The organism is Bradyrhizobium oligotrophicum S58 (genome assembly GCF_000344805.1).
GTDB lineage: Bacteria > Pseudomonadota > Alphaproteobacteria > Rhizobiales > Xanthobacteraceae > Bradyrhizobium > Bradyrhizobium oligotrophicum.
This window is the reverse complement of sequence record NC_020453.1, coordinates 6921970-6934278: the sequence shown is the minus strand read 5'-3', so window position 1 is coordinate 6934278 and position 12309 is coordinate 6921970. Positions and strand designations below refer to the sequence as shown.

8 protein-coding genes are annotated in these 12309 nt (G+C 65.8%); 5 read left to right on the top strand and 3 right to left on the bottom strand.

All coding sequences use genetic code 11. The annotated features are described in order from the left end of the window. Positions 1–555 precede the first annotated feature (555 nt). From S58_RS29990 to S58_RS29980, 3 genes are all read left to right on the top strand, one after another. Positions 556–2139: an ABC transporter substrate-binding protein gene (locus S58_RS29990; RefSeq protein WP_042340311.1), complete on the top strand. Its 1584-nt coding sequence runs from the start codon at positions 556–558 to the stop codon at positions 2137–2139. Positions 2140–2350: 211 nt separating this feature from the next. After that, a complete protein-coding gene (ftsH, locus tag S58_RS29985) occupies positions 2351–4207 on the top strand; it encodes an ATP-dependent zinc metalloprotease FtsH (RefSeq protein WP_015669182.1) in 1857 nt (618 codons plus the stop codon). A 108-nt stretch (positions 4208–4315) separates the two neighbouring features. Beyond that, the gene (locus tag S58_RS29980; RefSeq protein WP_015669181.1) at positions 4316–6001 is read left to right on the top strand and encodes a methyl-accepting chemotaxis protein; all 1686 of its coding nucleotides are present in this window, start codon (positions 4316–4318) and stop codon (positions 5999–6001) included. Between the two features lie 25 nt (positions 6002–6026). Here the strand turns inward: S58_RS29980 and S58_RS29975 are convergent, their stop codons facing one another. Further along, positions 6027–6956 carry a DMT family transporter gene (locus tag S58_RS29975; RefSeq protein WP_015669180.1) on the bottom strand — a complete coding sequence of 310 codons (930 nt, stop codon included), beginning with the start codon at positions 6954–6956 and terminating at the stop codon, positions 6027–6029. Between the two features lie 16 nt (positions 6957–6972). Between S58_RS29975 and S58_RS29970 the strand changes: the two genes are divergently transcribed. Together S58_RS29970 and S58_RS29965 are read left to right on the top strand one after the other, a co-directional pair. Continuing rightward, positions 6973–7767 carry a TetR/AcrR family transcriptional regulator gene (locus S58_RS29970; RefSeq protein WP_244440664.1) on the top strand — a complete coding sequence of 265 codons (795 nt, stop codon included), beginning with the start codon at positions 6973–6975 and terminating at the stop codon, positions 7765–7767. 42 nt (positions 7768–7809) lie between these two features. After that, the gene (locus S58_RS29965) at positions 7810–8589 is read left to right on the top strand and encodes a sulfite exporter TauE/SafE family protein (protein WP_015669178.1); all 780 of its coding nucleotides are present in this window, start codon (positions 7810–7812) and stop codon (positions 8587–8589) included. Between the two features lie 52 nt (positions 8590–8641). Here S58_RS29965 and S58_RS29960 read toward each other — a convergent pair whose 3' ends face one another. Together S58_RS29960 and mgtA are read right to left on the bottom strand one after the other, a co-directional pair. Beyond that, complete coding sequence (locus S58_RS29960; RefSeq protein WP_015669177.1) at positions 8642–9571, bottom strand: DMT family transporter; 930 nt, start codon at positions 9569–9571, stop codon at positions 8642–8644. A gap of 145 nt (positions 9572–9716) precedes the next feature. After that, positions 9717–12281, bottom strand: a complete 2565-nt coding sequence (gene mgtA / locus S58_RS29955) for a magnesium-translocating P-type ATPase (RefSeq protein ID WP_015669176.1) — start codon at positions 12279–12281, stop codon at positions 9717–9719. Positions 12282–12309: the final 28 nt, after the last annotated feature.

Genomic DNA, 12309 nt, shown 5'->3' with positions numbered 1-12309 from the left:
TTTGCGCCGGCGTCTTGACGGCTCAGGATGACAGCGCGCGACTGCTCGAGTGTTGTGACGTCAGCGAATCGCTGAATTCTTCGGATGGCGCCGCATGTCCCGTCCTACGCATCATCCTGATGTCGTCTCAACTTGAGATCAGTCGACGGCGATGTCCGGAGTTTCAGATTCTGGTACTATCAATCCGTATCGGCGCAGCTGTGACCCGATTGCATTTGGTCTGCCCTCATCTGAACCAAAAGCCGTCGTAGATGCCGCGAGTGCCGTGTCTTTGCCTCAGACGCGGACGCAGGTAGCGATTGATGGCGTTCGGCAAGTAGAGACTGCAGAACTCGGGACATCATGTTTTCGACGGTCAGGCGGCTGAACGAAATGACCGCACGATAACGATCGTCGTGAACGCGAAGATGATTCTGTCCCGATGTTTCAAGCACTCCAGATCGTCGTGACGATATCCGAATCACCGCACCGCCGGGTCGTCTCGGCCGGCCTCATGCTTGCGTCCGGTCTGCGCGCGTCGATCGGCGAACAGGAACGGAGGTCTCAGTCTAACCGATGCAACATTCGTCATCCGCCTCGTGTCTCACGTGGCGTTCGCATCGCTCGGCGGTCCTGTCCGCCGTCATGCTGGCCGGAAGCGTCAGCGCGGCCGCATCCGCCGACAATGTGAGCCTGGTCCGCGAACTGGCCGGGCGCGTGGGTCCGATCGTCGGCTCATCGCAGGCTTGCACCAGCATCCCGGTTCGGCGCGTGCAGGTGATTCTCAACAAGTTTCAGGACGCGATCCGCGAGGCCTCAGCTAATCCGAACGAGCGAAATGAGCTTGCGCGGGACTTCGAGCGCAACATCGTCGAGGGCCGGGCCGCGGTCAACGGCGGACGGGCAGATTGCCGGCTGGTCGAGCGGCAGCTTACCGACCTCGAGCGCAGCGTCAACACGCCCACGCCGGCCGCGGCGACGGGCGTCGCGCCCGCGGCGCCCGCTGCCACCGGCACCATACGGCCGGCAGGGTCCGGTACTGTGCGCGGGGTGACCGATCAGGAAATCCGTTTCGGCATGGTCATTCCGTACACGGGGAGCGCCAAGGAGAACGGGCAGAGCTACAAGCGCGGCATCGAGGTGGCGTTCGCGCGCGCGAATGCTGCTGGCGGCATCAGTGGCCGTATGCTCAAGCTGATCGCCGCCGACGACGGCTTCGAGCCGTCGCGGACGCCGGACGCGATGAAGCTATTATGGGACAAGGAGCAGGTATTCGGCTTCGTCGGCAATCTCGGCACACCGACCGCCGCCGTGGCCGTGCCGTTCGCGCTCGAGCGGCGCGTGCTGTTCTTCGCGCCGTTCACCGGCGGCACCGTGGTGCGACATGATCCGCCGGATCGCTACGTCTTCAACTATCGGCCGAGCTTCGTCGAGGAGGCCGACGCCGCTGTGCGTTATCTTCTGAAGATGCGCAAGATCAAGCCGAACCAGATTGCGGTGTTCGGACAGAACGATGATCTCGGCGAGCAGGGCTTCGCCGGCGTTGCCAAGGCCTATCGCGCGGCCGGTCTCAACGACAAAGCAATCTTGCGTCTGGTCTATACGCGCAACTCGATCGACATGGACGAGGCGGTTGCCCAATTGAAGGCGCAGAAGGTGCCGATCAAGGCGATCGTGATGGTCGGGACGACGCGGCCGGCGGCGAAGTTCATCGAGAAGACGCGCGACCTGTTTCCAGGCATGATCTACACCAACATGTCGATCGTCGGCGCCACCGCGCTGGCGCAGGAATTGTCGTTGCTGGGGCCGCGCTTCACCGAGAACGTCATCGTGACGCAGGCGGTGCCGGCCGTATCGGGCTATTCGAGCACCGTGCTTGAATTCAAGGCGGCGCTGGCGGAGTCGTCTCCTGGCGAGGTTCCGGACTACATCTCGCTCGAGGGCTTCATTGCGGCCAACCTGCTGATCGACGCGCTGAAGCGCTGCGGGCCGCAGCTCGACACCGAACGGCTGGTGGAGACGCTGGAGAGCACGCGCAAGCTCGACATGGGGCTCGGCGCCTCGCTCAGCCTGAGCCGCGGCGATCATCAGGCGCTGCATAAGGTCTGGGGCACCCAGCTCGACAAGTCGGGATCCTACCAGCCGATCGATCTGGAATGATGCGTGCCTCGCGAGCGGCACATCGTCGGCACGTCGCCGCTCGCGGCCGCGAGCGGCGTTCGACCCGGTCGAGGGCCCGTCGAACCCGGTCAGCCGGACTTGATCCAGGACAAGCGCTTCAGCGGCCCACTTGCTAAACGCGACCGGAGTTCCCGCGACCTCGGTCGGACGCGATCGAGGTGCGGGGGCGCTGCCACACGAGAGTGCCGACATGGAATCCGACCCGAACACCCGCAAGCAGGCGATCGCCGTCGGCTACATCTTCCTTGCCGGCGTCGGCATGCTGCTGCTGCAATGGCTGCTGACGACCTACAACACGGTCGAGACAATTCCGTACAGCCAGTTCGAGCAGCTCATCGAGCAGGGCAAGATCGCTGAGGTGTCGGTCAGCCAGGACACCATCCAGGGCAAGTTCAAGGACAAGCAGCCGGACGGCAAGACCTCCTTCATCACCGCGCGGGTGGACGCGCCGCTCGCCGAGAAACTGGCGACGAAGGGGGTCACCGTGACCGGCGTGCCCGCGGGCGGCGTGCTCCAGACGCTGCTGTCCTGGGTCGTGCCGGCACTGATGTTCTATCTGATCTGGGTGTTTCTCGGTCGCAAGGTGATGGACCGCCAGGGCTTTGGCGGGCTGATGTCGATCGGCAAGTCGCGCGCCAAGGTCTATGTCGAGACCGACACCAAGGTGACGTTCGCCGACGTTGCCGGCGTCGACGAGGCCAAGTTCGAACTGCAGGAGGTCGTGCAGTTCCTCAAGGATCCCAAGAGCTATGGCCGCCTCGGCGCGCACGTGCCGAAAGGCATTCTGCTCGTCGGACCGCCGGGCACGGGAAAAACCTTGCTGGCGCGCGCCGTTGCAGGTGAAGCCGGCGTCGCCTTCTTCTCGATCTCGGGGTCCGAATTCGTCGAGATGTTCGTCGGTGTCGGCGCCGCGCGGGTGCGCGATCTGTTCGAGCAGGCCCGCAAGGCCGCGCCCTGCATCATCTTCATCGACGAACTCGACGCGCTCGGCCGCAGTCGTACCGCCGGCGGTCCGCTCGGCGGCTATGATGAAAAGGAGCAGACGCTCAATCAGCTGCTCGCCGAGCTCGACGGCTTCGATCCGAGCTCGGGCGTCATCCTGCTCGCTGCCACCAACCGGCCCGAAATTCTCGATCCGGCGCTGCTGCGTGCCGGCCGCTTCGATCGACAGGTGCTGGTCGATCGCCCCGACAAGGGCGGACGGCTCGCGATCCTGAAGGTGCACGTCAAGAAGATCACGATGGCCGACAGCGTCGACCTCGACAAGGTCGCGGCGCTGACGGCCGGCTTCACCGGCGCCGATCTCGCCAACCTCATCAACGAGGCCGCGATCGCGGCCACGCGCCGCAGGGGTCACGACGTGACCTTCGACGATTTCACCGTCGCGATCGAGCGCCTCGTCGCGGGCCTCGAGAAGAAGAGCCGCGTGCTCAGTCCCGCCGAGCGGCGGCGTGTCGCCTATCACGAGATGGGACACGCGCTGGTCGCCGCCAATCTCGCCGGCGTCGATCCGGTGCAGAAGGTGTCGATCATTCCGCGCGGCGTGGGTGCGCTCGGCTACACGATGCAGCGCCCGACCGAGGACCGCTTCCTGCTCGCGGTCAGCGAATTGAAGAACCGCATCGCGGTGCTGATGGGCGGGCGCGCGTCGGAGCAGTTGATCTTCGATGGCGACGTCTCGACCGGCGCCGCCGACGACCTGCAGCGCGCGACCGAGATCGCGATCGAGATGGTCACGAAGTACGGCATGGACGCGACGGTCGGCCAGCGGACCTACGCGCCGCGGCCGCAGGTCTCGTTCCTGCAGTCGCAGGATCAGATCGTGTCGGCGGCCGAACAGACCGGCCGCGAGATCGACCTCGCCGTGCGCGAACTGATCGCCGAAGGCGGCGCACGCGCGCGTGCGATCCTCGACGGCCATCACCAGGATCTGGAGCAGGGTGTCGCGCTGCTGATTGCAAAGGAGACCTTGACGGCCGAGGAGTTTGCTCCGTTGCGGCCGGTGTCGTCGCCGTCTCCTGCGAGGGAAGCCGCCGTTCCGAGCTGATCCGAAGTTCTACGGATCTTTTTCGCAACGGAACCCTAACCATCGGGTGATGGATTCATCGGCAGTTTACCTTGAAAGATCGATGCGTCGATCAGGTGGAGTTGTCGCGTGCTGCTGAATAACCTGAAGATCGCCCCCAAGCTCGCCATCGTGGTCGGTGTCGCGCTGCTCGGACTTGGTGCGGCCGGTACGCTCGCGAGCTACCTGATGGAGCGCGAAATGCTGAACGCGCGGATCGATCAGGCCAAGGCCATCGTCGAAACGGCGCGCAACATGGCCGCAGGTCTCTGGAAGGATGTCGAAGCCGGCAAGATGACCAAGGAGGCCGCACTGGCCGAGTTGAGCCGTCGCGGTAATTCCATGACCTATGACAACGGCACCGGCTATCTTTTCGGCACCAACTACGAAGGCATCACCGTTCTGGCACCCGATCCCAAGCAGATCGGTGCCAACCGGATGGATGTGCTGACCAACGGCCGCAAGCTGTCCCAGGAGCTGATGGATGGTGTCAAGGCGAAGGGCGAGATCCTGCTGACGTATGAATTCGTCCGGCCTGGGCAGGAAGTGCTCAGCCGCAAGATCAGCTACGCGGTCGCCGTCCCCGGCTTCAACATGTATCTCGGCACCGGCAGCTATATCGACGACATCGATACCAAGCTGCGGCCGCTGAAATGGCTGCTCGGCCTGTCGATCCTCGGTATTGCGGTGGTCGCCGGCGGCATCGCCTGGATGATCGGCCGCAGCATCAGCGGCCCGCTGGATCAACTGGGCGGGCGCATGCGCGAGTTGGCCGACGGCCGGCTCGATGGCGAGATTCCCGGCCTCGGTCGCGGCGACGAAATCGGCGCGATGGCCGCGACCGTCCAGATCTTCAAGGACAACGCGCTGCGGATGCGCGAGCTCGAGCAGGCGGAGGCCGCCACTCAGCAGCGCACGGCGGCGGAGCGGCGTACGGCCATGGAGCATCTCGCGGCCGACTTCGAGCGCAGCGTCAACGGCATCGTGCGCTCGGTGGCGTCGGCGGCCGAGGGCATGCAGAACACTGCGCAGTCAATGACGTCGACCGCAAGCGATGCCAGCTCGCGCGCCTCCACGGTCAGCGCCGCCACGCAGAGCGCGAACGACAATGTCGGCACGGTCGCCGCCGCGGCCGAGGAGCTGTCGAGCTCGGTCAATGAGATCTCCCGTCAGGTCGCCCGTTCGAGCGAGATCGCGAGCAAGGCCGTCGGCGACGCCGAGCGCACCAACGCCACCGTCCAGGTGCTGTCGACCGGCGCCGAGAAGATCGGAGAGGTCGTCAAGCTGATCCATTCGATCGCGGCGCAGACCAACCTGCTGGCGCTGAATGCGACAATCGAAGCCGCCCGCGCGGGCGAATCGGGCAGGGGGTTCGCCGTCGTCGCCTCGGAAGTGAAGGCGCTCGCCAACCAGACGGCGAAGGCGACCGAGGAGATTTCGGCGCAGGTCGCGGCGATGCAGACCTCGACCCAGGATGCGGTCGCGGCCATCAGCGGCATCACCCAGACCATCGCGCAGATGAGCGAGATCACCAACTCGATCTCGACTTCGATCGCGCAGCAGGGCGACGCGACGCGCGAGATCGCCCGCAACATCCAGTCCGTCGCCGCAGGGTCCAACGAGATCAGCGCCCATATCGGTGGCGTCACCAAGGCGGCGGAGGCCACCGGCACGGCTGCCTCCGAGGTGCTGTCGAGCGCGCGTGAGCTCGACAGCCAGTCGGGCCTGCTGCAGCGGGCCGTCGAGGGCTTCATGGCGAAGGTGCGGACCGCCTAGACATGCATTTGCAAGGGGCCTGCGCTCAGGCCATCTTTGCGCCGCCGGTGCGAGAGGCGATGATCACGCCGGCAATGACCAGGGCATAGCCCAAGAGGTGAAACAGCCTGAGCTCCTCGCCCAGCAGCAGGATCGCCAGTACCGAGCCGAACAACGGCACGAGGTGCAGGAACGGTGCGGCACGGTTCGGGCCGATCAGGCTGATGCCGCGGTTGAAGAACAAATAGGCCAGCGTCGAGGCGAACACGATGACGTAGCCGAGCGTCGCGATCGACAGCAAATCGGGCGCGAGCACGAACCCGGACGAATATTCCCAGACCGCCAGCGGCAGCAGCAGTACGGCACCAAGCGCCGTGCAGGCCGAGATCAGCGACAGCTGATGCACCGCCGGCCGCCGCGTCATGGCGGCGGAGTAGAGGCCGAACACCAGCAATGCGCCGGCGAACATCAGGTCGCCGCGGTTGAACTGGATGCCGGCGAGCGCGCCGAGATCGCCGCGCGTCAGGATCACCAGCACGCCGCTCAGCGACATGGCGATGCCTGCGAACTGGGCCAAGCTCAGCCGTACGCCGAACAGCAACAGTGACCACAGCGCCACGAACAATGGCGTCGACGATTGAATCAGCAGCCCGTTGAGCGCCTGGGTGTATTGCATGGCCCAATAGGACAGCGCGTTGTTGATCGCGAATCCGGTCAGCGCCAGCAGCAGCAGAAGCGGCCAATGCGCGAGCAGCGTCCGCCAGTCGCGCGCCAGGTGCGTGCGTGCGAACGGCCACAGCATCAGGAAGGTTCCGATCCAGCGGATGCACGACAGCGTCAGCGGCGGCACATGCCCGGCGACGTAGCGCGCGAGCACGATATTGCCGGCCCAGAACAGTGAAGCCAGCGTGAGCAGCACATAGGGCTGGTTGTTGAGCCAGGCCAGCGGCGAGATGGGATGACGTGGGGAGGACAAGGACTCAGGGCTTCTGATGTTCACCGGACGTTGGGCCCGCAGCGAGGGCAGGACAAGAGCGCCCAATGGAATGCCGCCATGCCGAAAACTCGATCCCCCTCTTTACAAAACGAATATTCGTTTTGTATGCTTCGGCCGTGATCCTCGGCTGGCACGGGGCCGAAGGGCGGACGCGTCGATGGCCCACGTCGGGAGAAGATTGCGCATGCCGAAGTTGAGGCCGGAAACGATGGCGGCACGTCGCGACGAGATACTCGCAGCCGCCGCGGCCTGTTTCGCGCGACAGGGATTTCACCAGACCACGATCGCTGACGTGATCGCGGAATCCGGTCTCAGCGCGGGTTGCATCTACGGACATTTTGCGGGGAAGGATGAGCTGATTCAGGCGATCGGTGAACAGCGCCACGCTCGTGATGCGGCGCTTCTGACGGCCGCGCGCGACAGTTCGGATCCCCTGGACGGATTGCGCGCCATCGCCAGGGCCGCGCTGGCCGATATGCAGAAGGAAGATGGCCTGCGCAGCCGGCGCATTGCGCTGCAGCTCTGGGCCGAAGCCCTGCGCGACGATGCCATCCGCGTGCAGGTGACCGAGGGCGTGCGCCGGCCGATCGCCCTGATCGCCGAACTCCTGCAGGGCGGCCAGCGGTCCGGCGTGATCGACCGCGCCATCAACCCGCGCAGCATGGCCCGCACGATGGTCGCGATGTTCCAGGGTTTCGTGCTGCAACGGCTATGGGGCGAGCCGTTCTCGACGTCCGAAGCGATGGCGGCGTTCGAGGCGCTGCTGTCGGGTCTTGCGACGAGACGATGACGTTCAATCACTGCGTCGAACGGGAATGAGAAGGTCAAGGTGATGAATGCCGTTGATCTCATGGGCGGTCTCGCCACGGGCCTGGTCGGCGGCTTTACCTCGGGGCTGCTCGGAGTCACGCCCGGCGGTGGCCTGGTCGTCTTCGGAGTGCTGCTGCTCGGGGCCGAGCAGCACGTCGCGCAGGGACTCTCGCTGATCGCGCAGATCCCGCCGACCAGCGCGACCGGAATCAAGCGCTATTGGGATGGCGGCAGCCGGGTGCCGCTGCCCTTGCTGCTTTGGCTGGGGCTCGGATTCGTGGTCGGCGGCGCAGTCGGCGCACTCATCGCCAATTGGGCTGCCGCGTCGGTCCTGCAATGGGCCTACGTGGTCTATCTGCTGCTGCTCGACGCGCTGCTGCTGCGGCGGTCATCCGGCAAGGATCGCAGCGAGGCCGCGAAGAGCGCTGCTGACCCGCCGGGGGCTGCGCTGCTGCTGGTGGGCTGCGCGGCCGGCGTGTCGTCCGGCTTTCTCGGGATCGGCGGCGGACTTGCCACCGTGGTCGGCTTGAGTGCGGTGCTCGGCATGGCGCAGCATCGTGCCCAGATGATCAGTCTGGCACTGACGCTGGTGCCCACGACGATTCCGGCGGCGTGGGTCTATTGGGATCACGACGCCTTGCCGTCCTGGCCAATCTTGGCCGTCGTGATCGTCGGGCTGGCAGTCGGGACCGATCTGGGCGCACGCCTTGCCACCCGCGTGTCGGCGGCGCGGCTCCGGATCATGCTGATCGGCTTCGTATCGCTGATGGCACTCTGCATGGCGCTCAAGGCGATGAGATGAGACTTGGGCAATAAGACTTGGGCAACAAGACTTGAGCTCTGGCGCGACCGCCTCACGTCGCCTGTTTGCGCGAGGCCACGAACACGCCGGCCAGCACCATGGCAAAGCCGATGATGTGGAAGATCTGCGGCTGCTCGCCGAGGAACACGAAGGCCATGACCGAGCCGAACACCGGCACCACGTGAAAGAACGGCGCGGCGCGATTGGCGCCGATCAGGAGCACGCCGCGATTGAAGCAGAGATAGGCGATGGTCGACGGAAAGATCGCGACGTAGAGCAGCGATAGCAGGTTCTGCGCGTCGAATGCCATGACCGGGCGCGCATTGAGCTCCCAGATCAGCAGCGGAACGAGGCTGGCTGCGCCGCAGCCGAAGGTGAAGGCGACCATCGACAGGCCGTGGATCTGCGGCCGCTTGATCGTCAGCACCGAGTAGAAGCCGAACACTGCCATCGCCAGCAGGAAGATCAGATCCCCTCTGTTGAAGCTGATGTCGGCCAGCGCGGTGGGGTGGCCGCGTGTCAGGATCAGCAGCACGCCCACGAGCGACAGCACGATGCCGATCGCCTGCGCCAGTGTCAGGTGCACGCGAAGCAGCAGCATCGACCACAAGGCCACGATCAACGGGCCGGCCGATTGCAGCAGCAGCGTGTTGAGCGCCTGCGTGTATTCGAGCGACCAGTATTGCAGCGTGTTGAAGGCGCCGATGCCGGTCACGGACAGCGCGATCATGATGCCGAGCCGCGAGCGGATCGCCGGCCAGTCCTGGCGGAGCTGTTTCCACGCCAGCGGCAGGATCAGAAGGAACGCCAGCGACCAGCGCAGGAACGACAACGTCACCGGCGGGATGTGGCCGGCGGCGAGCCGTCCGACGATCGAATTGCCGGCCCAGCACAGCGCCGTGATGCTCAACAGCACATAGGGCTGGTTGGCGATCCAGATGCGCGCGGGCGCGGCGGATGCGGAGGGATCGGCGGCAGACATGCGGCGGTGTTGGATCCGGTTCGTACGCCGCGGCATCCGGCCCGGTGGTCCCGGGCCGCTGTTTCCTCCCCGGCCTCCTCGACAGACACCAATTGCGGCTGCCTATCAAGAGGGCAGATGCATCGCGACTATGCAGCCACGGCGGTCATAGGTGTCGGTGGCGAGGGTGACGCCGACTGTGAGATCGCGCAGGTCCGGGTCCCACGGCGAGGGATTTGAGCGCTTCCGCACTGACCAGATAGGCGACGACGAGAGCTGCGATGGCGGCCAGCACGATAGCAGGCGGCGCAACGAAGCCGAACCAGGCGCCCGCCGGTGTGAAGGGCAAGCCGAGGGCGACGACCAGCGCGATCAGCGACGAGGCCGTCAGCACCGGATCCGCACGATTGCTCCATGGCCGCCCGTTGGTCCGGATGATGAAGATGACGAGGATCTGGGTCGCCATGGATTCGAGGAACCAGGCGGTGCGGAATTCATCCGGCGTCGCGTGGAACAGATAGAGCAGCGCGCCGAAGGTCAGGAAGTCGAACAGAGACGACAAGGGACCCATGATCGCGGCAAAGCGCATCAGCCGCTTCATGTCCCAGCGCTGCGGCCGTGCGGTCGCCTGTGGGCTGACGCGGTCGAAGGGAATTCCGAGCTCCGAAAGATCATAGAGCAGGTTGTTGAGCAGGATCTGCGTCGGCAGCATCGGCAGGAACGGCAGCACCATCGATGCGGCGGCCATCGACAGCATGTTGCCGACATTCGAGCTCGCACCCATCCGGACATATTTCAGGATGTTGGCGAAGGTGCGCCGTCCTTCTTCCACGCCATCGGCAACGACCTCGAGATCGGAGGCGAGCAGGATGATGTCGGCGGCCGATTGCGCGACGCCCGTCGCGCCGTCGACCGACAGGCCGATGTCGGCAGCCTTCAGCGCCGGCGCATCATTGATGCCGTCGCCAAGGAAGCCCACGACCTCGCCCGAGGCCTGCAGCGCCTTGACGATGCGCGACTTCTGATCGGGCGCGAGCCGGCCGAACGCATCGGCCGAGTGCACCTGCACTGCGAGCGCGTCGTCGCTGAGCTTGGCGATGTCGCTGCCGGACAGGACGCGGTCGGCCTTCAGGCCGACCAGGCCGGCCAGCCGCTTGACCACGACAGGATCGTCCCCGGAGAGAATCTTCAGCGCAATGCCGGCGCGGGCGAGCTGTGCAATGGCGGCGGCCGCGGTCGGCTTGGGCGGATCGGCGAACGCGCACAGACCCTCGAAGGTCAGCTCCTGCTCGTCATCGGTCTCGATCTCGCGTGGCGCGCCGTTCCATGGCCGTGATGCGATCGCGACGGTGCGCAAGCCCTCTCGCGCCAGCGCATGAACGCGCTCGCACATCTCAGTGCGGCCGCCGTCGTCGATCGCGGTGATCGTGCTGCCCTGCCGTTGCTGCGTACAGAGCTCGATCACCGCTTCCGGTGCGCCCTTCACGATCAGGATCTGGTCTGCCCCGCGGATTGCCAGCACCGAGCCGAGCCGGCGCGAGAAATCGAAGGTCTGCTGCCCGCCCAGGCTCCATCCCGCGGCCGCATGGTCCGCGCCGGCGATGAGTGCCGTATCGAGCGAGCCTCGGTCACCACCGAGCGTGGCGGCGATGGCACCGAGCTCGGCGGCACGCGGCTCGTCGTTGCCGTCAGGCCCGATGCTGCGGGCCAGCGTAATCTCTGCAGAGGTCAATGTTCCCGTCTTGTCGGTGCACAGCACCGACATGGCGCCGAGATCGTGGATGGCGGCGAGCCGCTTCACGATCACCTTGCGCTTGGCCATCCGCAGTGCGCCCCGGGACAGCGTCACGGTGGTGATCATCGGCAACAGCTCGGGCGTCAGTCCGACCGCGAGCGCCACCGAGAACAAGAGCGAGTCGAGCACGTCGCGGCCGAACACGACGCGGACGGTGAGCACGATGACGACGAGGGCCAGCGTGAGCCGTGCGATGACGAGACCGAATTCGTGCAGGTCGCGCTCGAACGGCGTGCGCGGTTGCGCTTCGGCGAGCGCCGAGGCGGCCGCGCCGAACATTGTATTGGGCCCGGTGTTGACCACGAGGGTGACGGCTTCGCCGGTCTGCGCTACCGAGCCGCGGAACAGCGCGTTCGACGTGTCGTTCTCATCGGTCGGCATGCCGGCGCGTTTCGTCACGGGATAGGGCTCGCCCGTGAGCGCAGCCTCGCCGGTGGTGAACGCCTTGCATTCGATGATCAGCGCGTCGGCAGGAACGATGTCGCCCGCGCGCACGCGCATGATGTCGCCGGGCACGACCGCGTCGACGTCGATCTCGCAATAGGCGCCGTTGCGCTTGACCTCGGCCTTCAAGGCCACCGAGCGGCGGAGTTCCTCGGCCGCCTTGACCGCGTGTCCTTCCTGGACCGTATCAAGTCCGATCGACAGCGTGAGGATGAGGACGATGATGGCGCCGCCGATCACGTCTCCAGTCCCCATGGAGATGATGCCGGCCACGAGCAGAATGAGCGACAGCGGCTCGAGCAGCCGGCGCAGCACGGCGCGTGCGGGGCCGACGACGTGCGACGGGGAATCGGCGTTGTGGCCGTAGCGTTGCAGCCGCTGCGCCGCTTCGTCCTCGGCGAGGCCGTTCAGGTCGCAGCTCAGCGCCGTACTCGCCTGGGCGGGCGAGAGGCGCCAGAACCGGTGCAGGCCGGAGGTCGTTTCAGTGTTCACGTGCGCCCGTTCGTGTTTCGTGGATGAA

Coding starts and splice junctions, on each gene's coding strand:
- S58_RS29990 (WP_042340311.1), top strand. CDS start 556: ATGCAACATTCGTCATCCGCCTCGTGTCTCACGTGGCGTTCGCATCGC.
- ftsH (WP_015669182.1), top strand. CDS start 2,351: ATGGAATCCGACCCGAACACCCGCAAGCAGGCGATCGCCGTCGGCTAC.
- S58_RS29970 (WP_244440664.1), top strand. CDS start 6,973: ATGTTCACCGGACGTTGGGCCCGCAGCGAGGGCAGGACAAGAGCGCCC.
- S58_RS29965 (WP_015669178.1), top strand. CDS start 7,810: ATGAATGCCGTTGATCTCATGGGCGGTCTCGCCACGGGCCTGGTCGGC.
- S58_RS29960 (WP_015669177.1), bottom strand. CDS start 9,571: ATGTCTGCCGCCGATCCCTCCGCATCCGCCGCGCCCGCGCGCATCTGG.